This window comes from Halorubrum rarum, from assembly GCF_048380895.1.
Taxonomy (GTDB): domain Archaea; phylum Halobacteriota; class Halobacteria; order Halobacteriales; family Haloferacaceae; genus Halorubrum.
In genome coordinates this window covers 15,095-42,082 of sequence record NZ_JBLWMN010000012.1, presented here as the reverse complement: position 1 = coordinate 42,082, position 26,988 = coordinate 15,095, and the positions used below count along the sequence as shown (strand labels likewise).

Annotated in this window: 20 protein-coding genes; 10 read left to right on the top strand and 10 right to left on the bottom strand. The window is 68.4% G+C overall.

What is annotated here, in order from left to right; genetic code table 11:
- Positions 1–1,263: a DUF7350 domain-containing protein gene (locus tag ACNSN7_RS10550; protein ID WP_418282244.1), complete on the top strand. Its 1,263-nt coding sequence runs from the start codon at positions 1–3 to the stop codon at positions 1,261–1,263.
- Complete coding sequence (locus tag ACNSN7_RS10545; RefSeq protein WP_418282243.1) at positions 1,260–2,117, top strand: cohesin domain-containing protein; 858 nt, start codon at positions 1,260–1,262, stop codon at positions 2,115–2,117. The genes ACNSN7_RS10550 and ACNSN7_RS10545 overlap by 4 nt, the downstream gene beginning before the upstream one ends.
- Before the next feature lie 18 nt (positions 2,118–2,135).
- Here the strand turns inward: ACNSN7_RS10545 and ACNSN7_RS10540 are convergent, their stop codons facing one another.
- Positions 2,136–3,647, bottom strand: coding sequence for a DUF790 family protein (locus ACNSN7_RS10540; protein ID WP_418282242.1), 1,512 nt, complete (start codon positions 3,645–3,647; stop codon positions 2,136–2,138).
- A gap of 272 nt (positions 3,648–3,919) precedes the next feature.
- On the opposite strand from ACNSN7_RS10540, the gene ACNSN7_RS10535 reads away from it, so the two are divergent.
- Positions 3,920–4,330 (top strand): hypothetical protein, encoded by a 411-nt coding sequence (locus ACNSN7_RS10535; protein WP_418282241.1) that lies wholly within the window; start codon positions 3,920–3,922, stop codon positions 4,328–4,330.
- A 39-nt stretch (positions 4,331–4,369) separates the two neighbouring features.
- On the opposite strand, the gene ACNSN7_RS10530 is transcribed toward ACNSN7_RS10535, so the two are convergent.
- The 4 genes from ACNSN7_RS10530 to proS form a co-directional block, all read right to left on the bottom strand.
- Positions 4,370–5,719: a DEAD/DEAH box helicase family protein gene (locus ACNSN7_RS10530; RefSeq protein ID WP_418282240.1), complete on the bottom strand. Its 1,350-nt coding sequence runs from the start codon at positions 5,717–5,719 to the stop codon at positions 4,370–4,372.
- A gap of 120 nt (positions 5,720–5,839) precedes the next feature.
- A complete protein-coding gene (locus ACNSN7_RS10525) occupies positions 5,840–6,532 on the bottom strand; it encodes a hypothetical protein (protein WP_418282239.1) in 693 nt (230 codons plus the stop codon).
- 133 nt (positions 6,533–6,665) lie between these two features.
- Positions 6,666–11,381: a glutamate synthase large subunit gene (gene gltB / locus ACNSN7_RS10520; RefSeq protein WP_418282238.1), complete on the bottom strand. Its 4,716-nt coding sequence runs from the start codon at positions 11,379–11,381 to the stop codon at positions 6,666–6,668.
- Between the two features lie 270 nt (positions 11,382–11,651).
- Positions 11,652–13,127 carry a proline--tRNA ligase gene (proS, locus tag ACNSN7_RS10515; RefSeq protein ID WP_418282237.1) on the bottom strand — a complete coding sequence of 492 codons (1,476 nt, stop codon included), beginning with the start codon at positions 13,125–13,127 and terminating at the stop codon, positions 11,652–11,654.
- 147 nt (positions 13,128–13,274) lie between these two features.
- On the opposite strand from proS, the gene ACNSN7_RS10510 reads away from it, so the two are divergent.
- Both ACNSN7_RS10510 and ACNSN7_RS10505 read left to right on the top strand, forming a co-directional pair.
- A complete protein-coding gene (locus ACNSN7_RS10510; RefSeq protein ID WP_418282236.1) occupies positions 13,275–14,009 on the top strand; it encodes a DUF6517 family protein in 735 nt (244 codons plus the stop codon).
- 89 nt (positions 14,010–14,098) lie between these two features.
- Positions 14,099–14,920, top strand: a complete 822-nt coding sequence (locus tag ACNSN7_RS10505; RefSeq protein ID WP_418282235.1) for an HD domain-containing protein — start codon at positions 14,099–14,101, stop codon at positions 14,918–14,920.
- A 1-nt stretch (position 14,921) separates the two neighbouring features.
- On the opposite strand, the gene ACNSN7_RS10500 is transcribed toward ACNSN7_RS10505, so the two are convergent.
- Positions 14,922–16,031 (bottom strand): AI-2E family transporter, encoded by a 1,110-nt coding sequence (locus ACNSN7_RS10500; protein ID WP_418282234.1) that lies wholly within the window; start codon positions 16,029–16,031, stop codon positions 14,922–14,924.
- A gap of 102 nt (positions 16,032–16,133) precedes the next feature.
- Complete coding sequence (gene aglJ, locus ACNSN7_RS10495; protein WP_418282233.1) at positions 16,134–17,057, bottom strand: S-layer glycoprotein N-glycosyltransferase AglJ; 924 nt, start codon at positions 17,055–17,057, stop codon at positions 16,134–16,136.
- A gap of 107 nt (positions 17,058–17,164) precedes the next feature.
- Between aglJ and ACNSN7_RS10490 the strand changes: the two genes are divergently transcribed.
- A complete protein-coding gene (locus ACNSN7_RS10490; protein WP_418282232.1) occupies positions 17,165–17,545 on the top strand; it encodes a DUF7522 family protein in 381 nt (126 codons plus the stop codon).
- A 19-nt stretch (positions 17,546–17,564) separates the two neighbouring features.
- Here ACNSN7_RS10490 and ACNSN7_RS10485 read toward each other — a convergent pair whose 3' ends face one another.
- Positions 17,565–17,918, bottom strand: a complete 354-nt coding sequence (locus ACNSN7_RS10485) for a 2Fe-2S iron-sulfur cluster-binding protein (RefSeq protein ID WP_418282231.1) — start codon at positions 17,916–17,918, stop codon at positions 17,565–17,567.
- A 166-nt stretch (positions 17,919–18,084) separates the two neighbouring features.
- On the opposite strand from ACNSN7_RS10485, the gene ACNSN7_RS10480 reads away from it, so the two are divergent.
- On the top strand, positions 18,085–18,345 hold the full coding sequence (locus ACNSN7_RS10480; protein WP_418282230.1) for a hypothetical protein: 261 nt from the start codon (positions 18,085–18,087) through the stop codon (positions 18,343–18,345).
- A gap of 243 nt (positions 18,346–18,588) precedes the next feature.
- Complete coding sequence (gene mvaD / locus ACNSN7_RS10475) at positions 18,589–19,587, top strand: phosphomevalonate decarboxylase MvaD (RefSeq protein ID WP_418282229.1); 999 nt, start codon at positions 18,589–18,591, stop codon at positions 19,585–19,587.
- A 34-nt stretch (positions 19,588–19,621) separates the two neighbouring features.
- Here the strand turns inward: mvaD and ACNSN7_RS10470 are convergent, their stop codons facing one another.
- Positions 19,622–20,773, bottom strand: coding sequence for a CobW family GTP-binding protein (locus ACNSN7_RS10470; protein ID WP_418282228.1), 1,152 nt, complete (start codon positions 20,771–20,773; stop codon positions 19,622–19,624).
- 94 nt (positions 20,774–20,867) lie between these two features.
- Complete coding sequence (locus ACNSN7_RS10465; protein ID WP_418282227.1) at positions 20,868–23,936, bottom strand: FAD-binding and (Fe-S)-binding domain-containing protein; 3,069 nt, start codon at positions 23,934–23,936, stop codon at positions 20,868–20,870.
- A 263-nt stretch (positions 23,937–24,199) separates the two neighbouring features.
- On the opposite strand from ACNSN7_RS10465, the gene ACNSN7_RS10460 reads away from it, so the two are divergent.
- Complete coding sequence (locus ACNSN7_RS10460) at positions 24,200–24,748, top strand: LUD domain-containing protein (protein ID WP_418282226.1); 549 nt, start codon at positions 24,200–24,202, stop codon at positions 24,746–24,748.
- Positions 24,745–26,973 (top strand): LUD domain-containing protein, encoded by a 2,229-nt coding sequence (locus ACNSN7_RS10455; RefSeq protein ID WP_418282225.1) that lies wholly within the window; start codon positions 24,745–24,747, stop codon positions 26,971–26,973. The genes ACNSN7_RS10460 and ACNSN7_RS10455 overlap by 4 nt, the downstream gene beginning before the upstream one ends.
- Positions 26,974–26,988 lie beyond the last annotated feature (15 nt).

The window sequence follows — 26,988 nt, the reverse complement described above, 5'->3', positions numbered from 1 at the left end:
ATGACGCAAAAACCACCTCGAACGACGACGCGAGCCGAACCGGGAGACGGGCCGAGCGACGGCCGAGCGACGACGCGTCGGCAACTGCTCGCGGCCGGCGCGACGACGCTGTCGATGGGCGGGATCGTCGGCTGTCTCGGGGACGACGACGGAACCGGTGACGAACGGGGAACCGACGGAACCGACGGGACCGACGGAGCGGGTGGCGACGAGTCGGACGACGTGCTCCCGGACCTCCCGCGGGTCGAGGACCCGCCGGACGCCGTGTACGTTCCCACCCATCGGGAGGCGATGGAGCACTTCCCGACGGTTCGGGCCGGCGAGTACGCGGTGACGCCGATGATCACCTACCCGCACCGGTTCTGGCTCGTCACCGGGGACCGCGCGGAGGCGGTGCTCCCCGAATCCGAACGCGGCGTCCACCTGATGTTCACGCCGTGGGACCCCGAGACCGGAACGGTACTCCCCGTCGACGCCGGCGCGGAGGTACGCGTCGCTCGCGACGGGGAGACGGTCGATCGGCGCGCCCCGTGGCCGATGATCTCCCAGTCGATGGGCGTTCACTTCGGCGACAACGTCCCCCTGCCCGAGGACGGGACCTACACCGTCGAGATCGACCTCAATCCGATTACGACGAGGAGGACCGGCGCGTTCGACGGGCGGTTCGAAGCACGGGAGACGGCGACGTTCGAGTTCGCATACGACGAGGCGCTCCGGCGGCGACTCATCGACGAGGTCCACTACTTCGACGAGGGACTGTGGGGCGAGAGAGGCGCGATCGAACCGATGAACGGCGACGGCCACGGCGGTCACGAGGAGGACGGTCACGGTGACGGCGACCACGAGGACGACGGTCACGGACACGAAGACATGGAGATGCCGTTCTCGCGACTCCCGGCGGCGGAGTCGTATCCCGGCGTCGGGCTCGGCGAACCGCGCTCCGGGGACGCGCGGATCGTCGTCCGGTACCTCTCGGAGTCGCGGCTCGCCGACGGCGGCGGCTACCTGCTCGTCAGCCCGCGGACGCCGTACAACCGGATACCGCTCGCCGACACCGCGCTCTCAGTCGAGGGGGCGGTCTCAGGGCGGCTCGAACAGACGCTCGACGACGAACTCGGACTTCACTACGGGATCGAGGCGGAGCTCGTCCCCGGCGACGCGGTCGAGGTCGTCGTCGAGTCCCCGCCGCAGGTGTCACGGCACGCCGGGTACGAGACGGCGTTCCTCGACATGCCCCCGGTGGAGGTGACCGTCCCCGAATGATCCGACGGAGAACGCTCGCCGTCTCGCTGCTGCTCGCGTGCGTGCTCGCCGGCGGGCTCGTCGCTCCCGCGCTCGCCGCGGACAACCCCGGACTGCTCGGCTTCGATCCCTCCGAGGCCGAGGCCGACCCCGGAGAGACCGTCGACGTGAACGTGTGGTTCCGCGCGATGGCCGGCTACAGCGACGACGGCGTGCGGTCCGTCGAGTACGTCGTCGCCTACGATCCCGAGGTGCTGACGGCGACGAACGTCGAGACCGGCCCGTGGATGTCTCGGGGCGACGAGACGGACGTCACCCACGACGCGACGATCGACGAGGACGCGGGACGGGTCACCGTCGAGCAGGCGCGCGATCCGCCCGCGGGCGGCGTGGGCGACACCGGCGAGAACCGGACGCCGACGGCGACGATCACGTTCGAGGTCGAGGACGACGCGCCCCCCTCCGACGCGGTGGTTCGGTTCGCCGAGGCGAACGCGATGCTCTTGGAGTACCCGCTGCCGGTGTTGACGACCCGCGAGGCCGTCGTCGTGATCGACGGCGGCGGCGAGGAGCGCCGACCGACGGACTCGGTCGGAGACGACGGGGGCGACGGCGACTCGCCGGGCGTGACGCTCGCCGACGACGAGGGCGACGGCGACGAGGCGACCGACGAGGCGACCGACGACCCGGACGAGTCGGATCGCGACGACACGGGAGACGGTCCGGCCGGTGACGAGGCGGTTGACGACGAGACGACCGACAACGAGACGACCGACGACGAGACGACTGACGACGAGACGCCCGGTCTCGGCGTCCCGGCCGCGCTCGTCGCCGTCGCGATCGCCGCGGCGCTCGGCGCTCGGCGACGCGAGTGAGTCACGCGGATCGACGACTCAGGCGTCCCCGTCTTTGGCCCGGAGCGTTCCGCCGCCGAGCCCCTCCCACTCGACGCGATAGCCGAGCCGGGACAGCACCGCGCTGGCGTCGTCGATACCGCGCTCGGAGAGCGCCGCCTCCGCCTCCGCGAGGGCCATTCCCGCATCGATCGCTCCGGCGACGTCGTCGAGTACGCGCGGCCGCAGGAGGGTCCGACCGATGCGTTCGTGCTCGGGGAACCGCTTCCCCTCGACCGCCTCGACGCTCACGCCGTACGCCGCCGCGAGGGCGTCGAGCGCGACGACGTCGTCGTCGGGAGCGAGTTCGTCGGGCAGGCCGGCCGCGGCGTCCGCGACGAACGTCGACTCGTACTCGCGGAGCACGTCGACGACCGCTTTCACCCGAACCGTTCCGGCGTACGTGACCACGCGGTGGTCTCGGGCGGAGATCTCCTCGCCGACGCCGAGGCTCTCGTCGACCGCGACGAGGAGGTCGACGTCCTCGACATCCGCGAGCTGGTGCAGCTTCTTTTCGACGTACTCGGGGGTCCAAAAGCCCATCACCTCGAAGAACAGCCGGAACTCTCCGTGGTCGTACTCGAACGCGAAGTCGGGGATCATCACGCTCGTCCCGGTTTCGAGCGGCTCCGGCTCGCGGACGAGCGTCCAGTCGAGATCGAGCGCCCGAAACCGCCCGGCGAAGTCGGCCTCGACGCCGCTGTCGAAGGCGGGCTCCGTGACCGGCTCGACGCCCGGAACGCCGACGTCCTCGTCGGTCAGCGTCATCGTTCGCTCGCGCCCGCGGTCGTCTATCGTCGCCGTCAGTCGCCACTCGGCCGTGCCCGCGGCCGTCCGGAGGAGCCGCGCGAAGGCGGTTCCGTAGCGCCGCGTCCGCTTGAAGAGGGCGTCCGGACCGGTGACGACCAGCTCGCGACCGTCCGGCGTGCGCTCGATCTCGTACATGAGTCGGAGCCGCTTGACGGCGGAGACGAGCCGTTTCGGGTCGTTCGACCGGATACGGACCTCGGTCGCGTCGAACAGCGCCGTCTGCGCGAGCGAGAGGTCGTACTGTTCGAGCAGGTCGTCGGGACCCCAGCGAACGTCGGCGTCGACGAGGACCTCGTTGACGTCGCGGTCGGCGTACAGCGCGACTTCGACGTCCGAGACGTCGACTCCGAGACGGTCGGCCGCGCGGCCGACGGCGTCGGCCCGCTCCGCCTCCGTCGCGACGCCGACCGTCTCGGCCGTCTCGAAAACGGTTCGGCGGACGCGCTCCGACGGGACCGGCGACCGGACCTCGAAGCGACACTCCCGCTCGACGAGCGCCGCCAGCCCGCGGACCAGCTTGAAGTCGCCGCCGTCCGCCTCCAACGACGCCAGCGCCGCGTCGAGGTCGCCGCGCCGCTCGCCGACGTGGTCCGCGAACGTCCCGAGGACCCGGGCCGCAAGCGGTCGATGCTCCCGACCGACGAACCGCGGCCGGAATCCGCCGCCGGCTCGGGAGACGCGTAGGAGGTCCTTGCGTAACACGCGGGTCGGTACGCGGCGCGAGGGTAAAAACGGACGGAGGCGTTCGGCGGCGGAGACGCTCGGCGGCGGAGCCGGACCGCCGGACCGCCGGACCCCCGGACTGCCGGACTGCCGGACTGCCGGACCGCCGGACCCCCGGACTGCCGGACCGCCGGACCCCCGGACTGCCGGACCGCCGGACCCCCGGACTGCCGGACCGCCGGACCGCCGGAGCCGGAGCCGGACCCAGCGCGGAGCCGAACGCCTATACGTCGCGGCGCGAACGGTCGGGTATGCGACGGCGAGCGCTGCTCGGAGCGTGCGTCTCGGCGGTCACGGTCGGCTGCGTCGACGCCGCTCCGCCGTCCGGACCGCGGAACCCGCCGAGCGAGGCGGACGCACGCGCCCCCGACCCGACCGACCCGGACGACGGACCGCCGGCGTTCCGGATCGGCCAGTGGGACCTCCTCGAGAGCGACGACGGGCGGCTCCTCGTGACGGGGACGGTGATCAACGACGCGCCGAGCGAGCGCACCGGGCGGTTCGCCGTGACGGTGACGCTCGACGACGAGACCACGGAGACGGGAACCGACGTGACCGTTCCGCCCGAGGAGGCGGTCGACGTGGAGGTGGTCGTCGACGTCTCGTTCGACCGGTTCGAGACGAGCGGATCGCTGACGCTCGATCTCCACCGAACGGATTGATCGACCGCCGATCGGCCTCGACGAACCCCGCTCCCCCGATCACCGACGGCGACTCGCCACCCGCTCCTCGGCCGTCTCCGCGCTGACCAGTTCGTACAGCGTCGCGCGGCCACCGTCCGCTTTCGGCCGCAGGATCCGGCCGAGCCGCTGGGTGAACTCCCGTTCGCTCCCCGACCCGGAGAGCACGACGGCCACGTTCGCGTCGGGGACGTCGACGCCCTCGTCCAACACGTTCGCGGCGACGATTCGGCTGTACGTTCCGTCCCTGAATCGTTCGAGCGTCTCGCGGCGTTCGGGCGCGCTCGTCTCCGCGGTGATCGCGGGCAACAGGAACCGTTCGGAGAGCCGATACACGAGGTCGGTGTGTGCGGTGAACACGATGATTCGGTCCCCGCGGTGCCGCTCGAGGATCGCCGCCAGTCGGTCGATCTTCCGGCTCGCGTTCATCATGATCTCGCGGGCGTCCTGCTTCGCGAGCAGCGCCTCCCGCGCACGCGGATCGTTTCCGGACCGCTTCACGAGCTCCTGATAGTCGCTTCCGCTCGTGAACGTGATCCCGGCGTCACGGACGTATTCGACGAACGTCCCCTGTCTCTCGTCGTACCGCTCCCGCTCCTCGGCCGTCAGCTCCACCTCGATCCGGCGGACGTCGTAGGCGGCGAGGTGCTCTCCCGCGAGGTCGTCGACGTCAAGCGCGTACACGCGGTCACCGACCAGCTCCGAGACGCGCTCGTGGGCCCCGTCCGGACGCTCGAACGTCGCCGTGAGTCCGAGCCGGGCGGGCGCGGGCAGGAGACGGGCGATGTCCCGGTACCCCTCACCGCCGAGGTGGTGGACCTCGTCGAACACGACGAAGCCGAAGCGGTCCCCCACGTCGTCGGCCTTGAGGTACGCCGAGTCGTACGTGGAGACGGTGATCGCCTCGGTGTGCTGCTCGCCCCCGCCGTAGCGACCGATCGGGCGGCCGAACTCCGCCTCCAACTCGCGTTGCCACTGCTCCAACAGGTCGATCGTCGGCACGACGACGAGCGTCGGCACGCCGAGGTCAACCATCGCCCGGATCGCGATCACGGTCTTGCCCGCGCCGGTCGGCAGTTCGAGGACGCCGCGGTCGTCCGCGTCGTGCCACGCCGCGAGCGCGTCCGCCTGATACTCGCGGAGGTCGTACGCGGTCGACAGGTCGAGCGCGGCGAGGTCGAGCACGTCGTCAGTCACGGAACGACCGGCCACTTCGAGCGCGCGTCGGATCTCGGCGTAGCGGTGTGCCGGCGCGCGTCCGGTCCCGGATCGGGGGTCCGTCTCGACGCCCGGCAACGGCGGCAGCGGATCCGCGTCGGCGTCGGCGTCGACGCGGATCGTGCCGTCCTCGAAGCGGAGCCGGACAGTCATTGCCGACCGTTGTGGAGGTACTGATAAAGGATCACCGCTCCGAGCCCCGAACGGCAGGCGGTTCGGAATCGCCGGACGGCCCGCCCCGACTCACGCTCGATGAACCACCGCGTCGGACGGCTACCGGTCCGCCAGCATCCGGATCACGATCTGGAGCACGTGCACGAACACGCCGGCGACGGCGACGTACAGTCCGATCGCCTGCAGGGAGACCGCCCGAACGCGACCGTCGCGGATCCGCCAGATCTCCCACCCGAGCCGGAACAGGAAGCCGGTGAAGATCAGCACGAAGCCGACCAGAAGGAGGACGTCGAGCACGAACGTGCCGACGAGGATCGTTCCGAGGCCACCGAGGAACGCGTACGTCGACCACGTCCCGTAGTGTTCGAACGTCGTCGAGCGCCGGGCGTACACGTACGTCCCGATCCCGGCGGTCATCAGCGCGGTGACGGCGGCCGTGATCGCGAGGACCGGAACCATCGCCTCCGGCGGCAGGAACCCGAGGACGCCGGCACCGAACAGTCCGAACGCGGCCTGTAGGATCGCGACGCCGGTGAGCGCCAGCCCGACGTTGCCGGCCTCGACACCGTTCTCGGCGACGCGTTCGCCGACGTAGATCGCCGCCCCGTACAGCAGGACGCCGACGATCGGGAACGCGAACAGGTAGCTGTTGACGACGGCGAGCGGCGTCGTCGCGAACGTCGCCATCACCAGCACGTTCAACGCCATCAACAGCCCCGCGGTCCCGACGACCTTCCACTCGCGACCGGACAGCAGGAACCCGCGGTCGGTCGACGTTTCGTATGCGCTCATGGAGTGAGTCGTTGAACGATGAGGCCCAAAAAGGTACGGAGACGCGTTCGATGGGGCGGGTTAACCGTGTGGAGACGAGCGGCCGGACGGTGCCGGAACGATCGGCCGCCGTCCACGGCTCGTCTCGCGGCGATCAGTCGTCGCTGGAGACGCCCTCGACCCGGTCGGAGCCGGCCCCCGCTCGCGTCTCGGCGGGCTCGGGACGCTCGTCCCGGACGTCAGCGCCCTTCCCCTCGGCGATGACCGCGGCGTAGGCGTCGGGGAACACGCGGACGAAGTCGTCGACGACGCTCGCCCAGTCGTCGAGCAGTTCGACCGCGCGGTCGCTGCCGGTGTACGCGTGATGGTTCTCGACGAGCCGTCGGAGCATCGCGACGTCCGACTCCTCGAGCTCGTCGGAGACGGAGACCATCCCGCGGTTCACGCGCTCGTCGAGCCGGTCATCGGGGTCGTACACGTACGCGATCCCGCCGGACATCCCGGCCGCGAAGTTGCGGCCGGTGTCGCCGAGCACGGCGACGACGCCGCCGGTCATGTACTCACAGCCGTGGTCACCGACGCCCTCGACGACCGCCTTCACGCCGGAGTTTCGGACGCCGAACCGCTCGCCCGCGACCCCGTTGACGTACGTCTCGCCGGCGGTCGCGCCGTACAGGCAGACGTTGCCTGCCACGACGTTCTCCGCCGGGTCGTAGCCGGCGTCGGCCGGCGTGTTGATGACGAGCCGACCGCCCGAGAGCCCCTTGCCGACGTAGTCGTTCGCCGCGCCGGTCAGCTCCATCGTGATCCCCGGCGCGAGGAACGCGCCGAAGCTCTGGCCCGCGTAGCCGTCGAACCGACAGGTGATCGTGTCGTCCGGCAACCCGTCGCCGCCGTGTTCCGAGACCACCTTGTTCGACAGCGTCGCGCCGACCGCGCGGTCGACGTTGTCGATGTCGCGGGTGAGCGCGACCGGAGCCCCGTCGATGATGGCGTTTCTCGCGTCGGCGATGAGGTCCCAGTCGAGGAGTTCGTCGATGCCGGGGTGGTCCTGCTCGCGGGCCTTCGTCCGCGCGTCGCCCGCCGGCTCCGCGATGACCGCCGACAGATCGAGGTGTTTCGCCTTCTCGTGGTCGGTCTCCCGCTGGGTCAGAAGCTCCGGCCGACCGATGAACTCCTCGACCTCGCGGAAGCCCAGTTCGGCCATCAGCTCGCGCAGCTCCTGGGCGATGAACGTCATGTAGTTGATCACGTGTTCGGGCTCGCCGGGGAACCGCTTGCGGAGGTCCTCGCGCTGGGTGGCGACGCCGACCGGGCAGGTGTTCTCGTGACACTGCCGGGCCATCACGCAGCCGGAGGTGACCAGCGAGGCGGTTCCGAACACGTACTCCTCCGCGCCGAGCGCCGCCGCGACCGCGACGTCGCGGCCAGTCTTCAGCCCGCCGTCCGCGGTGACGCGGATACGGTCTCGCAGGCCGGTCGCGCGGAGCATCTGGTTCGTCTCCGCGAGCCCGAGCTCCCACGGGAGCCCCGCGTTCTTGATCGACGTCTTCGGCGACGCCCCGGTCCCGCCGGAGTGGCCGGAGACGTGGACGACGTCGGCGTTCGCCTTCGCGACGCCCGCCGCGATGGTGCCGATCCCCGCCTCCGAGACGAGCTTCACGTTGACGTCGGCGTCCGGGCTCGCCGCCTTCAGATCGAAGATGAGCTGTTTGAGGTCCTCGATCGAGTAGATGTCGTGTTGGGGCGGCGGCGAGATGAGTCCGACGCCCGGCGTGGAACACCGGACGTGGGCGATCATCTCGTTGACCTTCTCGCCCGGGAGGTGACCGCCCTCGCCGGGCTTGGACCCCTGTGCCATCTTTATCTGGAGCTCCTCGGCGCTCGCGAGGTACTCCGAGGTGACGCCGAACCGGCCGGACGCGACCTGTTTCACGTTACACTCCTTCTCGGTGTCGAACCGTTCGGGGGGCTCGCCGCCCTCGCCGGTGTTCGACTTCGCGCCGAGCCGGTTCATCGCGATCGAGTTGTTCTCGTGGGCTTCCGGCGAGATGCTCCCGAAGCTCATCGCGGCCGTCGAGAAGCGCTCGACGATCTCCTCGATGGGCTGGACCTCGTCGATCGGAACGGGATCGCGGTCCGACTCGAACTCGAGGAGGCCGCGCAGCGTCTGGAGCGTCTTCGACTGGTCGTTGACCAGCTCCGCGAACTCCTCGTACTGCTCGTAGTCGCCGCGGCGGACCGCCTGCTGGAGCGTCCCGACGGTCTGCGGGTTCCAGCCGTGGTGGAGACCGGACGACCGGTTCTCGTACTCGCCGATCGTTTCGAGCTGCGGGTCCGCGCCGAACGCCATCGCGTGGCGCGTCCGGAGGTCGTCCTCGATCCCCTCGATACCGATCCCCTCCGTGCGGATCTCCGTGCCCTCGAAGAACTCGCCGACGAACGACGAGTCGAGTCCGACCGCCTCGAAGATCTGTGCGCCCTGATAGGACTCGACCGTCGAGATCCCCATCTTCGCCATGATCTTCAACAGGCCGTGTTCCAGCGCCGTGCGGTAGGCGGCCAGCGCCTCGGCCTCGTCGGCTCCGTCCGGCCCGGCGATGACGTCCGCGATGGAGGCGTACGCGAGGTAGGGATCGACCGCGTCGGCCCCGTAGCCGACGAGCGTCGCGAGGTGGTGGACCTCGTGTGGCTCGCCGGACTCGACGACGAGCCCCGCGCGGTTGCGGAGCCCCTTCCGAACGAGGTGGTGGTGAACCGCACCGGTCGCGAGCAGGCTCGGGATCGCGAGCCGGTCGGAGCCGACGTCGCGGTCCGAGAGGACGACGACGTCCGCGCCCGCCTCGATCGCCTCGGCTGCGTCGCCTCGGAGGCGAGTCACGGCGTCGGACAGCGAGCCGTCGTGGTGGTACGTCGCGTCGATCGTCTCGGACGTGAATCCGGTTGCGTCGTCACCCGCGTCTCGGTCGTGAGGGTCGTCGAGCGCCTTCAGCTCCGCCGTCTCGGCGTCCGTCAGGACGGGCGAATCGGCGACGATCTGGTGAGCGTGGGCCGGCGTCTCCGCAAGCAGGTTCCGCTGGTCGCCGATGCGGGACTCCAGCGAGGTGACGAGCTCCTCGCGGATGTAGTCGATCGGCGGGTTCGACACCTGCGCGAACAGCTGCTTGAAGTACGAGAAGAGGGGGCGGTCGACGTCGGCGAGCACGGACAGCGGCGTGTCGTCGCCCATCGATCCGACCGGGTCCCTCCCCGTCTTCGCCATCGGCTCCACGAGGTGGTCAAGCGAGTCCGTCGTGTAGCCGAACGCGACCTGATGGGTGCGAACGGTCGGTGCGGGTTCGTCGTCCGCCGGTGCGTCTTCGTCGTCCGCCCCGGCGACCGTCCGGCCGTCGGCGGCGGCGGTCGCGTCGACGCCCGCCGCGGTGCCGTCGTCACCGTCGACGAGGCTCTCGAGGTCGGCCTGGTTCTCCGCGACCCACTCGCCGTACTTCTCGTCGGTGAGCTCGGCGAACACGTCGTCGTCGGGGACGATCCGTCCCTCTTCCGGGTCGGCGACGAAAATCTCGCCGGGCCGGAGGCGGCCCCGCGAGCGGACGTTCGAGGAGTCCGTCGGGAGCGCGCCGACCTCGCTGCCGACGACGAGGCGGTTCTCGTCGGTGACCTCGTAGCGGCACGGGCGAAGCCCGTTACGGTCGAGGACGCCCGCGACCTGCTCGCCGTCGAAGCCGATGACGAGGGCGGGGCCGTCCCAGGGCTCGACGAGCGAGGCGTGGTAGTCGTAGAAGTCCGCCCGGTCGTCGTCCATCAGGTGGTCGTTCCGGAACGCCTCCGGGATGAGCATGCGGAGCGCGTGCGGGAGGTCCCGGCCGGTCTGTAAGAGGAGCTCCACGGCGTTGTCGACGCTCGCGGTGTCGGACTGGTTCGGGTCGTTGATGATCGGCTTGAGGGTGTCGAGCTCCGGGCCGAACGCGGGGTGTTCGAGGTCGTTCTCTCGGGCCCGCATCCAGTTGATGTTCCCGCGGATGGTGTTGAACTCGCCGTTGTGGACGATGTTGCGGTACGGGTGTGCGAGGTGCCACGCGCCGAGCGTGTTCGTCGAGAACCGAGCGTGAACCAGAGCGACGTGGCTGGCGAAGCGCTCGTCGGACAGGTCCGGGTAGTAGTCGGCGATCTGCGAGCCCTTCAACAGTCCCTTGTACACGACACGCTGGCGGTCGAGCGAGCAGACGTAGAAGCGTCCCGCCCCGTCGACGTCGTCGACGCGGTTCTCGATCTCACGGCGGGCGGCGTACAGCGAGCGGTCGAACCCCTGTAGCTCGGGGTCCGCGTCCGTCTCGAACGTCTCCGTCTCGCCGAAGCGTTCGGCGAGTCCCGCGCCCTCGACGGGCGCGACGAACAGCTGCTGGATCTCGGGTTCGGAGTCGAGCGCCGTCTCGCCGAGGTCGGCGTTGTCCGTCGGGACGGAGCGCCACTCGAGCACCTCCAGGCCGTACACCGAGAACGTCTCGGCGATGACGTCGTGGATCTCCGCCTGGACGTTCGGCTCGGTCGGCATGAACAGGGAGCCGACCGCGTACTCGTCGGGCAGGTCCGCCTCGACGACCTCGCGGAAGAACCCGTCCGGGCGTGCGACCATGATCCCCGCGCCGTCGCCGGTGTTCCGTTCGGCACCGGTCGTCCCGCGGTGTTCGAGGTTCTCCAACAGGCGGACGGCGTCGGTTACGGTGTCGTGGCTCGGCTCCCCGTCCAGATCGACGATCCCGCCGATCCCACAGTTCGAGCGGTCGTCGTCCGGCGACGCGAGACCCGCGTCGCGACCCGTCGACTCGGATGACTCCGAATCGAGGGTGGTACTACGTGGCTTGGTCATACACGCCACTCGCTACCCGTTACTTAAAGGTGTGACCCTGATAGGGGTGTATACCCTTGTCCACACATTAGGGAATATAAGGTAATTATTCATCAGGGGTCGTCATTGGTTACCACATAAAACGTTCGTCCACAACGAGGAGAACAACTGCAGTACTATTCTCATTTATACGAGAAATAGGTCCTGATCTAGATGTATTCACTGATATAATTAGACGAACGTCTATCGGATGCGATACGACTTCGCGAAGTACGCGAACGTCTATTGGATTCAGTACGACTTCGCGAAGTACGCGGTTCGGGTCGCATTCTCGTCGCAGATCGCACACGTCTCGTCGTGGTCGGCGGCGGCGAGTTCGTCGTCGTCCTCGAACGGCACCATCACGATCTCCGCCGCGATCGGCTCCTTGATCGCCTCCTCACACGCCTCGTCGCCGCACCACGGCGTCCGCACGTAGCCGCCGTGCTGTCCGAGCGTGCCGAGCACGTCGGCGCGCTCGTCGGCCTCGCGCACCGCGCCGTCGAGGGTCTCCTCGGCGGCCGCGTACAGCTTCGCGTACACCTCGTCGAAGTGGTCCCGGACGGTGTCGGCGACGCCGTCGCGCTCCTCGACGGTCGATTCGCCGTCCGGCCGATGGACGAGCGTGAGTTCGTCGTCGTCGACCTCGTGGGGACCGATCTCGATCCGGAGGGGGATCCCGTTGAGCTCGTGTTCGTTGAACTTGAACCCGGGGTTGCGCCCGTCGCGATCGTCGAGTTCGACGCGGATCCCGGCGTCGTCGAGGTCGTCGGCGACTCCCTCGGCGTACTCGAGGACGTCCGCTTTCGTGTCCTCCTGCCAGATGGGGACGATGACGACCTGCGTGGGCGCGACCGTCGGCGGGAGCACGAGCCCTTGCTCGTCGGAGTGTGTCATGATCAGCGCGCCGAGCGCTCGCCACGAGAGCCCCCACGAGGTGGTGTGTGCGACTCGCTCGTTCTCGTCGGCGTCGGCGTAGGTGATGTCGAACGCCTCCGCGAACGACTGACCGAGGTGGTGGGAGGTCGCGCCCTGGACGGACTTGCCGTCGGGCATGAGCGCCTCGACGGTCGTCGTCGTGTCCGCGCCGGGGAACTTGTCGTGTTCGGGCTTCTGGCCGCGGAGGACGGGGATCGCGAGCAGGTCCTCGTAGACCGACTCGTACTGGTCGAGTCGTCGCATCGTTTCGTCCCACGCGTCCTCGTGGCTGGCGTGTGCGGTGTGTCCCTCCTGCCAGAGGAACTCCTTCGTCCGGAAGAACGGCTTGGTCTCGGTCGCCTCCCATCGAACGACCGAACACCACTGGTTCACCCGCAGGGGAAGGTCGCGGTGGCTCCGTACCCACCGGCTGATGTACGGCGTGATGATCGACTCGGAGGTGGGACGGACGGCGAGCCGCTCCTCAAGCTCCGTCGTTCCCGCCTCCGTCACCCAGGCGACCTCCGGATCGAACCCCTCGACGATCTCCTTTTCGCGTTCGAGGTACGACTCGGGGATGAACAGCGGGAAGTAGGCGTTCTGGACGCCCGTCTGCTTGAACTTCGCGTCGAGAAAGCCCTGGAGACGCTCCCAGATGGCGTACGCTCGCGGTCGCGTGACGATGAACCCGCTCATTCCCTCCGGGCCGTACTCCGCCAGCCCGGCCTTCTGTACGACCTCGGCGTACCACTCGCCGGTGTTGTGTGACTTTGACTCGGTGATACCGAGCTCCTGGTCGTCGTCGCTCATTGTTCCACACAGGGTCGGTCGCGTGCTTAAAACGTCCGAAGCCGTGCGGGCGGGACGGTCGGCGGTCCGGCCACGCGCCCGAGCCCCGATCCGCAGCACGGATACCCGGCCGACAGGATTAACAGCCCCACCGGACGTACGGCCGGTATGTATCGGAGGCGTTTCCTCGCGGCGGCCGCGGTGCCGGCGTCGATCGCGACGGCGGGCTGTATCGGCGGGGCGGACGGCGAGGACGGCGTGTACGCGTTCGACGCGGACCCCGCGACGATAGCGGGCGACGTGCTCGCCGCCGACGGGTACGAGGGCGACGATCCCGACCCGTTCGAGATCGAATCGGAGTTCGCGGAGTTCGGGATCGACGCCACCGTCTCGGTGACGACGTGGACGGCGGTCTACGCGAACCCGGACCGCGGAGCGTCGCTGTTCGTCGCGAGCACGCCGGACGCGACGGTCGTCGGCCAGTCCGTCAATCCCCTCGTCCGCGCCGACGACGCCGAGGTGATCCGCCGACTCATCGAACGGGTCGGCGACGACGCCGACGTGGACGAGGATGCGTTCGAGGAGCGCGGATCGCAGACGCGACGGATCCTCGGTACCGACGTGGAGGTACACACGTTCGAAGCGGAGTTGGACGTAGACGTCGATCCCGACGACGTAGACATCGATCCCGATGACGTCGGTGCGGAGAACGCTGACGACGTCGACGCGGAGGACACCGACATCGATCCCGAGGGCGTCCCCGCCGACGGCGACGTCCCGGTACTCGTTCACTTCGGGACGGTCGAACACGGCGACGACGTCATCGCACTCGTCGGCATCCACCCGGCCGCCGTCGACGAGCAGGAGACGCTGCTCTCGCTGATGGAAACCACCGAACACTGAACGTCCGCTGGACAGTCGTCCAGTGGGCCGACGCCGGGTACATGCGATCGCCGCACGTTTTTAGTCTCGGCACGCGTCGTACCCGCACGATGAGTGAACCAGCGGACGATACCCACGCCGATCGTCGAGAGTACGATCCGGACGCGGACCACGCCTTCCCCGACGAGCGGCTCAACGCCGTTCTCGATCGGATCACGTCCGACCCCGAGATCACGACGTATCTCGAAGCCCAAAACGTCAACGCGGTCTCCCGAAAGGGGTACAACGACCACGGGACGAAACACATCGAGATCGTCCGAAACCGTGCGCTACAGCTCTATGAGCTGTTGAAACGCGGCGACGTCGAGTTCAACGGTGCGGGCGATCAGGGGCTCGACGAGGCGGACGAGCCCGTGATCCTCGCGCTCGCCGCGACGCTCCACGACATCGGCCACGTCGTCCACCGGGACGATCACTCCTACTACTCGCTTCCGCTGGCGGCGGACATCCTCGATCGGATCCTCGCGGAGTTCTACGAGACGCCCGCGGCGGTTCGCGTGAAGTCCGAAGTGCTCCACGCGATCCTCTGTCACCACATCGAGGAGGAGCCGCTCACTCGCGAGGCGGGCGTCATCCGGATCGCCGACGGGCTCGACATGGAACGCGGCCGCTCACGCGTCCCCTACGAGAAGGGCGGTCGCGGGATCAACACCATCTCCTCGCAGGCGATAGAGCGGGTCGTGTTGTGCGAGGGCGACCGCTCGCCGGTCAGAGTCGAGATACAGATGACCAACGCGGCCGGCGTGTACCAGGTCGACTCGCTGCTGAAAGCGAAAGTCGAGGGATCGATGCTCGAATCGGAGGTCAGGATCGTCGCGATCAACAGCAAAGAGAACGGCGACGGCGCGCTGGTCGAGCGCATCGAGCTGTGAGCTACTGGAACTCGTCGAGCCGACGCTGATCCGGTGGGATCGTCGATCGATCCGACTTCGACTCTACCCCGAGCAGTCGTGGAAGCGCCGTGTCCGCGAACGTGAGCGCGAGCACCAACACGATCGGCGCGAGAAACAGTCCGTGGAACCCGAACACGACGGGCCCGAAGATGTACGCCAGCATCAGGAGCCCGACGTGGGTCGTCTTCCCGCTGAAGTACGGTCGGAGGAGGATGTCCGGGATCGTGTCGACGACGACGACGGCGACCACCAGGAACCCTGCGATGTACACGAGCAGTCCGAGATCGTTGTTCAGGACGGTCGGCATCGCGGCCACACCTGCAAGCGGCAGATAGACGATCTTCATCCCGACGACGGGGATCAGACTCGCGATCCCGGTCAACGCGCCCGCAAGCGTTGGGTACGGCACCTCGATCGCGGCCGGTACCGCGAAGTTGTAGCCGACATACGTCGCGACCGCGATGAGCGATATCGCGATGACGTTGAGCAGGTTCCCGTACAGCACGGCCTCCAGTTCGGCGTCGGCGGCCTCCAGATACTCGCGGACGACCGCGTCGTCGTCGAACGTGAGCAGCCAATCGTGGAACCTCGAGCCGTCCAAAAGGAGATAGTAGGTGACGACGACCGTGATAAGTAGGTTCAACAGGAAGCCGGTGAGCGTCGTCGTCAGAAGCGCGGCGTGTTCGGCGACGAGCTCGATGACGGGGTCGAACTCCCCCGACCGGTACGTGGCGATCAGTCCGCTGACCGAGGGGTCAGAGAGGTCGGCCAAGCCGTCGGCCCACGTCCCGTCCGCTCCGACGGTCTCCGTGACGGGATACTGCTCGATGAACCGACGTGCCTCCACCATCACCAGCACGAGCGTGGCGCTCAACAGGACGATAAGCGGGATGCCGACCAGCGAGAGGGCCGTCGCGGCGCGAACCCGTGCGGGGAGTCGGAGCCGTGAGAGCCCGTGATAGAACCGCCGGGTCGAGTAGTAGAGGAACACGGACACGGTAAGCGCCGCGACGAACCGGTACGCGATGTAGCCGGTGATGCCGGCGACCGCCAACCCGAAGAGGGTCACGACGAATCGCTTCTCGTCCATGCGGGGTCGTTTCGGGGGATCGGCATAAACCATACGGGGAACTGGCCCCGAATCGCGACCGCGACCGAGCGGCGGTGCGGTCCCGCTCTCGACATACGACGGCTACTCGTCGCCGTTGACGCGCTCACGATGCGACAGCTGCTCGCGGTGGAGGGTGAGGATCATGTCGGCGAGCACGCCGAAGATGAGCAGCTGGATCCCGAGGATCGTCGCGCCGACGGCACCGACCGCGACGATCTCGTGACCGATCTCGTACACGAGCCACTCGTACAGCACGTAGAGGGTCATCACGGCACCGGCGGCCGTCGAGAGCGCGCCCACGGAACCGAAGTAGAACAGCGGGTTGTTCGTCTTCGCCTTCCGATACAGTTCGAGGAAGATCACGCCGCCGTCGCGGACCGGGTTGAGGTTCGTTGCGGAGCCGTCGGGACGTGGCCGATACGTGATCGGGACGACGCGAACCCGAGTCCGGTTTTTCACGCACTCCACCGCCAACTCCGTCTCGATCCCGAACCCGTCCGCGGTGAGGTTCGATCGGAGAAACGACTCGCGGGTGAACGCGCGGTACCCGGAGAGAATGTCTCGAAAGTTCTCGCCGTGGATGGCGCGAAAGGTGAGGTTGATGATCCGGTTTCCCACCTGATTCAGTCTCGTCATCGCACCCGGTCGCATGTCCGCGAATCGGTTCCCGATCACGTGTTCGGCGTCGCCGTCTATCAGTGGCTGCAGCATCGCGGACGCGTCCTCGGCGTCGTACGTGTCGTCGGCGTCGGCCATCAACACGTACGACTCGTCGATGTGGTCGCGAACGGCCTCGCGGACGGCTTGCCCCTTTCCCTGTCCGGACTGGCGCGCCACTCGGGCACCCGCCGTTCGAGCGATGGCCCGGGTGTCGTCCGTGGAGCCACCGTCCATGACGAGCACGTTCGGGAACCCCGCCTCCCGGAATCCCGAGACGACCTCCCCGACCGTCGCGGCCTCGTCCATCGTCGGGAGGAGGATGCAGACGTCGTCGTAGTCGCTCATTACGTGGCAGGTGTCGCGGGGGTCGCTAAACTCTGTCCCTCTTCGAGGGGACGACAGGGTCTCGAATCACCAATACGCTCATGTGGGGGACGTACGAACGTGTTAGCATGACACAATCCACGGGCGTTCACCGCGACGAACTACTCAGCGCTGCGCGGACCGCCGTCGGAGACGAGCTTCGAAGTCTCACGTACTTCACCGAGGAGAGCGTCGACCAGCTGTATCTCCGCAACGATCTGGATCGAACCGCGGACCTCGTCGGGTTCGCGGAGAGCGAGCGCCACGGGTTTCACGCACAGGCGCTGTACGCGAACACCCAGCTCGGCAACTATCGGTTCACCGTCCGGGTGTTCGACAACGGCTACCTCACGCGGGTGATCGCGAACGGGCACGGTATCTGGGTGACGACCGACTCCATGGAGATGGATCGGTTCGAAGAACTCGCGAGCGCGCTCGCCGCGATACTCCGGTCGTTCGATCCGGTGTGAGTCGCCGCCACCGGAGCGGTTAGTCGTCGTCAGCCGTCGGCGCGTCGTCGGCGACGTCCGCGGCGTCGGTCGCCGTCGCGGCGTCGTTCTCGATGCTCGGCGGGTACGACCCGCGATCGAGTTCGAGATCCGACTGCGGTCGAGCCATGCAGGTGAGCGCGTACTCCTCGGCCTCCTCGTCGGTGAACCCGCGAGCGGCCGGCTGGGTCACTTCGCCGTCGAGTATCTCGGCCGAACAGGCGAGACACATCCCGACGCGGCAGGAGTACTCCTGAGCGATCCCCTCGTCGAGACAGGCGGAGAGGATCGTCTCCGTGTCGGCCACCTCGATCGTCTCGCCGGTGCCGACGAACTCGACGGTGTACTCGGTCATACCGCGGAGTACCCGCCGACTCCTCAAAAAGGGTTCCCCTTGATCGCGTCGCCGTCGCGGGGACGGAAGGTGGGTGAGGCAGGTGAGGGAGGTGAGGGGCCGGTGCGGTTCACGTCGATCTGTCGAGGTCTATTTTTATAAGTGGGTGATAAATGCCGCAGTACGAATGTTCGCCACGCCCTCCATCGCACAGCTACCGACGTATCAGTTCCTGGGCGTCACCGTCGCCCGCGACGAACTGCTCCTGCTGGCGGCGCTGCTCGTCCTCTGGGCGACGCTCGGCAGATGGCTTTATAAGGACGCGAAAGATCGAGGCAGCGAGTGGGCGTGGCAGTGGGGGTTCGGAACGCCGCTGGCGGTGATCGCGGGCATCGACGTGATGTTACTGGTGGTCGTCATTTATTTGCTGGTGCGCGAGTCCGAGTAGCGCAGACTGCAAATTGTTCTCGGAGCGAGACGGTTGACCCGGCGAACGTCCACCATTACGATCTCCGGCAGAGGCGATCTGCCGACCTCGGCGCTGACATTTATAAATATATACACGTAATCACGACCACTTCGAGCGCATCGACGGTCTCGACGTCGAGACGTACTGAGCATTCGACGACGGGCACCGTTTTCCTCCCGCCCATCGCAACGACTAATCCCCCGCCGACCGCTCTCCGAGACAATGACCGAGAAAGTCACCGCACGAGCCCACCCGATCCAGGGGCTCGTCAAGTACCACGGGATGCGCGACGAGGAACTCCGACTGCCGTACCACGACAGCATCAGCCTCTGTACCGCGCCGACCGCGACGACGACGACCGTCGAGTGGGAGCCGGACGCGAGCGCGGACACGTACGTGATCGGTGGCGAGGACGTGACGGGTCGCGCGGCCGAGCGGATCGACGCCGTCGTCGACCACGTTCGCGAGCTCGCCGGCTTCGATCACGCGGTGCGGCTCGAAAGCGAGAACTCCTTCCCGTCGAACATCGGCTTCGGCTCGTCGTCGTCGGGCTTCGCGGCCGCGGCGCTCGCGCTCACCGAGGCCGCCGGTCTCGATCTCACCCTCCCCGAGATCTCCACCGTCGCCCGCCGCGGCTCCTCCTCCGCGGCCCGCGCGGTGACCGGCGCGTACTCCCGGCTCGACGCCGGGCTCAACGACGACGACTGTCGCTCGTACCGGCTCGACGTCGGCGTCGGCGAGGACGGGTTCGACCCCGAGGAGGACGTCCGGATCGTCGCCGCCCACGTTCCCGCTTATAAGGAGACGGAGGAGGCTCACCGCGAGGCCGCGGCCAGCCACATGATGCAGGCGCGGACCGCCCACGTCCAGGATCAACTCGTCGAGATGACCGACGCGCTGCGTGCGGGCTCGTTCGACCGTATCTTCGAGACCGCCGAGCACGACTCGCTGTCGCTGACGGCGACGACGATGACCGGACCCGCCGGCTGGGTGTACTGGCAGCCGGAGACGATCGCCGTGTTCAACGCGGTCCGTGAGCTCCAAGAGTCCGGCGTTCCGGTGTACTTCTCGACGGACACCGGTGCGTCCGTCTACGTCAACACCCGCGCCGACCACGTCGACGAGGTCGAATCGCGGATCGCGGAGATCGGGATCGACACCGACGTCTGGCGCGTGGGCGGCCCGGCGACGGTCCTCGACGGCTCCGAGTCGCTGTTTTAACTGACAGTACCGAGGGTCGCGCCCTCCCGTGCAGTCAGACCGGAAACGCCTCGGCCGCCTCCTCGCTCGTTACGTCGTCGTCCGCCGTGAGCAACTCGTCGAGTTCCTCGCGGATCCGTGCTTCGTCCATCTCCTGGCCGATGAACACGAGTCTGGTCCGTCGGTCGTCACTGTCGCCCCACTCGCCGATCGGGCCGGCCTGCACCGACGGGCCGGCCTGACTGACGCCGATGACGTCGTCGGTACCGGCGACGCGCGCGACGCCCTTCGCACGGATTATCGACCCGTCCCAGTCGCCGAGCCACGCCGCCAGCGACTCGGGATCGAACGGCATCTCCTCGCGATAGACGAACGACTCGACGCCGTGAGCGGCCGCCGCACCTTCGGTGTGATCGTGTGTGTGGGCATGCCCGTGGTCGTGGTCCGCGTCGTGGTCGTGGTCCGCGTCGTGGTCGTCGGCTTCCGCCTCGACGATCGCGCGTTTCCAGCCGGCGGAGCCTTTGGCGGTCTCGAAGTCGAACAGGCCGGTGTCGAGCACCGCGCCGGGATCGACCTCGGAATAGGTCGTCCGGATCCGCTTTGCTCTGGGGCCGAGCCGCTCCGCGACCGACTCGATCCGGTCGAGCACGTCGTCCGGCACCATGTCCGTCTTGTTCAACAGGAGGACGTCACAGAACTCGATCCCCTCGACGAGCACGTCCGCGAGCGGTCGACCCGTGTCCGTCCCCGCTTCCTCGGGGAGGTTCTCGCCGGCGTCGAACTCCTTCCAGAAGCCGTACGTGTCGAGCACCGTCACCATCGTGTCCAGCCGGAACCGTTCGGTGGGGTCGACGTCGGAGCTCTCCGTCCCCTCCGTGAACGCCTGCGCGATGGGGATCGGCTCGGAGATCCCCGACGACTCCACGAGAAGGTAGTCGAACTCCCGCGACGCGGCGAGATCGGCGGCCTCCGTCAGCAGGTCGTCCTGTAGCCGACAGCAGATGCAGCCGTTCGATAAGTCGATCACTCCTTCGTCGTCGTTCTCGCGGGCGACGAGCTCGGCGTCGACGTTCACCTCCCCCATGTCGTTGAGCACAACCGCGATCCGCCGGTCGCCGGGGTTCGTGAGCAGGTGGTTGACCAGCGTCGTCTTGCCGGCACCGAGATAGCCGCTGAGAACGGTGACTGGGATCCGGTCGTCGGTCATGCGACGGATCCACGCGTCCCGGATGTATCAAACGATCGATCGGATCGATCTCGTCCGGACGCGGCCGATCGTCCTCACTCGAGCGCCGCGGCCCTCACTCGAGCGCCGCGGCGAGCTTCTCGACCGGGTGCGGCGGCTCCGCCGCCGCGTCGTCTCTGTCCTCCAGTTGGCTCCGACAGGACGCGCCGGGGGCGACGACGACGTCGCCGTCGCTCTCGTCGACCAGATCGAACAGCATGCGGCTGATCGCCTTGCTCATCGAGTAGTGCTCCGCCTCGTAGCCGAACGAGCCGGCCATCCCACAACAGGAGGAGTCGAGCGGATCGACGCCGTAGCCCGCCCGACGCAACACGCCGACCGCGTGGTGATCCTTCTTCGTCGCCTTCTGATGACAGTGGCCGTGATACGTCAGGCGCTCGCCGGGCGCGTCGAACGAGAGCGTCTCGTCCAGACGGTGCGCGTCGACGTACTCCATGACGCCGTACGTGCGTGCCGCGACCGCGGCGACGTCGTCGTCCGGGACGTCGCTGGCTCCGCCGCCGAGCACGTCGAAGTAGTCGGACTGTAGCATGACGGCGTCGGACGGCTCGACGACGACGACGTCCCACCCAGTCTCCGCGTCGGGCGCGAGCGTCTCGACGGTGTCTCGGGCGATGGCGCGAGCCTCGTCGACCAGCCCCTTCGAGTAGGCCGGTCGCCCGCTCCCCTCGACGTCGGCGATCCGGACGTGGCAGTTCGCGGCCTCGAGCACGCGCACTGCGGCCTTTCCGGCACCCGGATTCGTGTACGTCGTGTACACGTCGGGGAACAACAGCACGTCTCGGTCGGCGTCGGTCCGCGGGACGCCCGCACCGCCGCGGGCCTCGAACCAGTCGGTCAGGCTCTCCGAGCGGAACTCGGGGAGCTTCCGCTCGCTGGCGACGCCGAGCGTCTTCTCCATGAGGAGGCGCGCGCCGGGTATCTTCGGCGCGGCGTTCGAAAGCGGGGCGAACGTCGACCCGAGGGGTGCGAGCGACTCGAAGTTGCCGAACAGCTTCGTCCGCAGGCTCGCGCCGTGTTCCCGGTGGTGGGCGTGTTCCACCTCGGTCTTCAGCTTCGCCATGTCCACCTCGCTCGGGCAGTCCATCGCACAGCCCTTACAGCCGACACACAGGTCCATCACCTCGGTGACGAACTCCTCGTCGGTCGGGTCCGCGGGGAGCTCGCCGGACATCGCGCCGCGGAGCATGTTCGCGCGCCCTCGGGTCGCCTGTATCTCCTCTTCGGCCGCCCGATACGTCGGACACATGACGCCGCCGGTCGTCTCCTGCGGGCCGCGACAGCCACCGCAGCCGTGACACAGCTCGACCATCCCCTGCATGCCGTTCTCGTTGGCCCACTCCAGGGCGGGATCGAAGCCGAGATCCAGCTCGTACTCCGGATCGAACCGGAGGTTCTCGCGCATGTCGAACTCGCCGCAGACGTTTCCGGGGTTGAGCAGCCAGTCGGGGTCGAACGCCGTCTTGAGCTCGCGGAACGACTCCCACAGGTCGTCGCCGTACAGCTTTCGGTTCCACTGCGTCCGCGCGCGGCCGTCGCCGTGTTCGCCGGAGACGGAGCCGCCGTACCGGACGACGGCGTCGGTCACGCGGTCCGCGATGTCGACCATCGCGTCCACGCCGTCGACGTCCTTGGTGTTTATCAGGGGGCGAATGTGGAGCACGCCGGGCCCGGCGTGCGCGTAGAAGGTGGCAAACGTGTCGTTGTCCGCCAGGATCTCCTGGAACTCCGCCGTGTACTCCGGGAGGTGCTCCGGCGGGATCGCACAGTCCTCGATGAAGGAGATGTGCTTCTCGTCGGAGGTCCGCGAGAGGAGGATCGGGAGCCCGGACTTGCGCATCTTCCAGAACCGGTCGCGCTCGTCGGGGTCGTGTGCTTCCATCGCGGCGAACGCGCGCCGCGGCTGGTCCGTCGTCGACTCCGCGCCCTCGCTCGGCTCCGCCGCAGGGGCCGACCCGTCCGCGAGCGTGTCCCCGACGCGGTCGGCGATCAGGTCCGCGACCTTCCGTTTTCCGTCGTCGTCGCCGTCGGCGTAGAACTCGACGAGCAACACGGAGTCGGTCCCGTCCGGAAGCGTGCCGACGAGCTCGCCGAACTCCGCGGTGTCGGCCGCGAGCCCGAGCAGCACGTCGTCCATCACCTCGACGGCGGCGGGGTCGTGTTCGAGGATCGGGGCGACGTCCTCCATCGCGTCGAGCAGGTCCTCGTAGGCCAACAGCGCGACCGCTTTCGTCTCCGGGATGTCCACGAGCGAGACGGTCGCCTCGGTGATCGTGGCGAGCGTTCCCTCGCTGCCCGCGAGCAGCCGACCGAGGTTGACGACGCCCGCCTCGCCGTACTCGCCGCGGTACTCCGCGAGCAGGCGGTCGAGGTTGTAGCCGGAGACGTTGCGTTTCATCTCGGGGAACCGCTCGTCGATCCGGTCGGTCTCCTCGTCGAGGATCCGAACGACCTCCGCGTGGATCCGAGAGAGGAGGTCGTCGGCGTCGGGGTCGGCCGACTCGCGAAGCTCCTCGACGGCGACGTCGCCGAACGTCGTCACCGTGCCGTCGGCCAGCACGACCTCCAGCTCCTCGACGTAGTGGTCCGTCTTGCCGTACTTCAGCGAGTGCGAGCCGGTGGAGTTGTTCCCGATCGCGCCGCCGATCGCGGACTTGTCGCGCCACGCGGGGTCGGGGGCGAACTTCAGGCCGTGCGGTTCGGCTGCCGCGTTGAGGTCGCCGACGTACGCTCCCGACTGGAGCCGCGCCGTCCGCGCGTCCGGATCGATCGAACGGATCTCGTCCAACGAGTGGGTCATATCGAGCACGACCGCCTCGTTGACGCTCTGGCCCGCGAGCGACGTGCCACCGCCGCGCGGGAGCACCGGGATCCCCTCCTCGTAGCAGTACTCGTGGACCGCCGCCACGTCCGCGGTCGATTCCGGGAGGACGACGCCGATCGGCGTGACGTCGTATGCGGAGGCGTCGGTCGCGTACAGCCGCCGCGAGTAGTCGTCGAACCGAACGTCGCCGTCGACGAGTCGATCGAGCGCCGTTACAAGATCCGGCCGTTCGACGTCGCCGCCCGTGTAATCGAAGTCGCTCCGATCCCGCGGGTCGGGATCGGGCGTGTGGGTTGCCATGGTTGTGCGTCTCGCTCAGGTGTTGAAAAGGTCTCGGACCGAGCGGAATCGGCCGCAACATGCGACGGATCGCGGGCGTCGCCGTCGTCGATCGGCCCGGAACGGCAGCGACAGCGTCCCGAGAGCGACTCGAGACGATATTCGAGGATGGCGGAGGCGATATTCGAGGATGGCGGAGGCGATATCCGAAGACGGCGGAGACGATAGCCGAAGACGGCGGGGTGGAGACAAAGAATCAAATGGCCGCCATCGAAAGGTCGCGTATGACGCGTGCAACCACGTCGACGTTTACCGATCGGCTCGACGATCTCGACGTCGCCGTCAGCGAGGGTCCACCCGACCAGTGCGCGCCGCTGATCGAGGAGGCGGCAGGCGACCCGGCCGTGGGCGTTCCGTTCGACAGCCCGGAGCTGACGCTTCCCGACCGGATCGACACGGCCCCGACAGCTGCCGACCTCCGCGGGGCACACACGGGGGTCACCGGAGCGTCGCTCGGCATCGCGGCGTACGGGAGCGTCGCGATCGAGGCCGACCCGGCGGGCACCGAGCCGGTGAGCCTCTTCGTCGACCGACACGTCGTCGTGCTCCGCGAGTCCGACGTCGTCCCCGACATGGCCGACGCCTTCGAGTGGCTCGGTCCGCGGGCGCGCGACGACGCGATCGACGTCGTGTTCGCGACCGGCCCGAGCGCGACCGCGGACATGGGCGGACTCGTACAGGGGGCACACGGCCCCAAGGAGGTCCACGTCGTGTTGATCGCGGGCGAGGGTGACGGGGAGTCCGCTGCCGACTCCGATGGGATGGCGCGATGAAAAGCGACGTCGACACGGCGGCGCGGATCCGCGAGCTGATGGCGACGGAGGGGGACGCCGTCGCCGAGAACACCCGCGGATTCAACGCCGGCCGCTATGAGTCGACCGGGCGGCTCGACGACTACGAGGAGCTGAAAGCCGAGGCGCGGGCGATAAAGGAGGACGCGATCGGTCGCCTCCCGGAGCTCATCGCGGAAATGAAAGGGAGCGTCGAGGCCAACGGCGGCACCGTGTACGTCGCCGACGACGCCGCGGACGCGAACCGGTACGTCCGGGAGGTGGTCGACGAGCGTGACGGCGACCGACTCGTCAAGTCCAAATCGATGACCTCGGAGGAGATCGAGGTGAACGAGGCGCTCGAGGCCGACGGCGTCGACGTCGTCGAGACGGACCTCGGCGAGTGGGTCCTGCAGATCGCCGACGAGGAGCCGTCCCACATCGTCGCGCCCGCGCTTCACAAGTCCCGCGAGGCGATCGCCGACCTGTTCAACGAGCGGTTCGATCCCGACGAGCCGTTGGAGACCGCCGAGGAGCTGACGATGTTCGCCCGCGAGCGGCTCGGCGAGCTGATCGAGGGCGCGGACGTCGGGATGACGGGCGCGAACTTCATCGCGGCCGACTCCGGGACCATGCTCCTGGTCACCAGCGAGGGCAACGCCCGGAAGACGGTGACCGCGACGGACACCCACGTCGCGGTCGCGGGCGTCGAGAAGCTCGTTCCCTCCGTCGAGTCGTTCTCGCCGTTCGTCGAGCTGATCGGTCGCTCGGGGACGGGACAGGACGTCACCTCCTACACCTCCACGCTGACGCCGCCGGTCGACTCGCCGGTGCCCGACTTCGAGACGGACTCGACACCGATCGCGGGGGACGACGCCGCTTCCGACGCCGGCCGCGACTTTCACCTCGTGTTGATCGACAACGGGCGCATGGCGATGCGCGAGGACGACCAGCTGCGCGAGACGCTGTACTGCATCCGGTGTTCGGCGTGTTCGAACGCCTGTGGCAACTTCCAGAGCGTCGGCGGCCACGCGTTCGGCGGCGAGACGTACTCCGGCGGGATCGCCACCGGCTGGGAGACGGGCATCGAGGGTCTCGACGTCGCCGCCGAGTTCAACGACCTCTGTACGGGCTGTTCGCGCTGCGTCCCCGCCTGTCCGGTCGGCATCGACATCCCGTGGATCAACACGGTCGTCCGCGACCGGATCAACCGCGGGGAGGCGACCGAGCGGCAGGTCGACTGGGTGTTCGAGGAGCTGGTGCCCGACGAGGAGCCCGCCGGACTCGACCTCGGCGCGCGGATCGTCGGCAACTACGAGACGCTCGCGAAGCTCGGGAGCCGCACCGCGCCGATCACTAACCGGACGGCGAACGCGGCCCCCGTCCGAGCGCTCCTCGAACGCGTCGCGGGCATCGACCGCCGCCGCGATCTCCCCGAGTTCGCCCGCGAACCGTTCGTCGACTGGTTCGAGGCCCGCGGCGGCGCGGCGGTACCGCCCGAGTCGGCGGCACGCGAGGCGGTCGTCTACCCCGACACGGCGACGAACTACGCCGACGTGGCACGTGGGAAGGCGACGGTCCGCGCGCTCGAGGCGCTCGACGTCCACGTCCACGTCCCCGACCTGCCGGGCAGCGGTCGTCCGCCGCTCTCACAGGGGATGGTCGACACCGCGGACGCCGCCGCGCACGACGTGTACGCCGGGCTCGCAGCGCACGTCGACGCCGGCCGCGACGTGGTGGTCATCGAGCCGAGCGACCTCGCGCTGTTCCGCCGTGAGTACGGGAAGTTCCTCCCCGAGGCCTCCCACGAGCGACTCGCCGAGGCGAGCTACGACGTCATGGAGTACGTGTACGGACTGATCGACAACGGGGCGGATCCGGAGGCGCTCCGCGCGCCCGACGGCGTCGACGCCGAACACGGGATCGCGTACCACCCGCACTGTCAGGGCCGCACCGTCGGTGTCGGCGCGTACGCGACGGCGGTGTTAGCGGAGCTCGGCTACGACGTGCTCGTCTCCGACACGGAGTGTTGCGGGATGGCCGGCTCCTTCGGCTACAAGCGCGACTACTACGAACTGAGCATGGACGTCGGCGAGCCGCTCGTCGAGCAGTTCGGCGAGACCGACAGGACGGTCGTCGCCGCCGGCACGTCCTGCGGCGAGCAGCTCGACGCCCTGTTAGGCTCGCCCGTGCGGCATCCGGTGGAGCTCATCGCGCCGCGCTCGTGACACGGCGGGCCCCCG

Coding starts and splice junctions, on each gene's coding strand:
- ACNSN7_RS10550 (WP_418282244.1), top strand. CDS start 1: ATGACGCAAAAACCACCTCGAACGACGACGCGAGCCGAACCGGGAGAC.
- ACNSN7_RS10545 (WP_418282243.1), top strand. CDS start 1,260: ATGATCCGACGGAGAACGCTCGCCGTCTCGCTGCTGCTCGCGTGCGTG.
- ACNSN7_RS10535 (WP_418282241.1), top strand. CDS start 3,920: ATGCGACGGCGAGCGCTGCTCGGAGCGTGCGTCTCGGCGGTCACGGTC.
- ACNSN7_RS10530 (WP_418282240.1), bottom strand. CDS start 5,719: ATGACTGTCCGGCTCCGCTTCGAGGACGGCACGATCCGCGTCGACGCC.
- ACNSN7_RS10525 (WP_418282239.1), bottom strand. CDS start 6,532: ATGAGCGCATACGAAACGTCGACCGACCGCGGGTTCCTGCTGTCCGGT.
- gltB (WP_418282238.1), bottom strand. CDS start 11,381: ATGACCAAGCCACGTAGTACCACCCTCGATTCGGAGTCATCCGAGTCG.
- proS (WP_418282237.1), bottom strand. CDS start 13,127: ATGAGCGACGACGACCAGGAGCTCGGTATCACCGAGTCAAAGTCACAC.
- ACNSN7_RS10510 (WP_418282236.1), top strand. CDS start 13,275: ATGTATCGGAGGCGTTTCCTCGCGGCGGCCGCGGTGCCGGCGTCGATC.
- ACNSN7_RS10505 (WP_418282235.1), top strand. CDS start 14,099: ATGAGTGAACCAGCGGACGATACCCACGCCGATCGTCGAGAGTACGAT.
- ACNSN7_RS10500 (WP_418282234.1), bottom strand. CDS start 16,031: ATGGACGAGAAGCGATTCGTCGTGACCCTCTTCGGGTTGGCGGTCGCC.
- aglJ (WP_418282233.1), bottom strand. CDS start 17,057: ATGAGCGACTACGACGACGTCTGCATCCTCCTCCCGACGATGGACGAG.
- ACNSN7_RS10490 (WP_418282232.1), top strand. CDS start 17,165: ATGACACAATCCACGGGCGTTCACCGCGACGAACTACTCAGCGCTGCG.
- ACNSN7_RS10485 (WP_418282231.1), bottom strand. CDS start 17,918: ATGACCGAGTACACCGTCGAGTTCGTCGGCACCGGCGAGACGATCGAG.
- ACNSN7_RS10480 (WP_418282230.1), top strand. CDS start 18,085: ATGTTCGCCACGCCCTCCATCGCACAGCTACCGACGTATCAGTTCCTG.
- mvaD (WP_418282229.1), top strand. CDS start 18,589: ATGACCGAGAAAGTCACCGCACGAGCCCACCCGATCCAGGGGCTCGTC.
- ACNSN7_RS10470 (WP_418282228.1), bottom strand. CDS start 20,773: ATGACCGACGACCGGATCCCAGTCACCGTTCTCAGCGGCTATCTCGGT.
- ACNSN7_RS10465 (WP_418282227.1), bottom strand. CDS start 23,936: ATGGCAACCCACACGCCCGATCCCGACCCGCGGGATCGGAGCGACTTC.
- ACNSN7_RS10460 (WP_418282226.1), top strand. CDS start 24,200: ATGACGCGTGCAACCACGTCGACGTTTACCGATCGGCTCGACGATCTC.
- ACNSN7_RS10455 (WP_418282225.1), top strand. CDS start 24,745: ATGAAAAGCGACGTCGACACGGCGGCGCGGATCCGCGAGCTGATGGCG.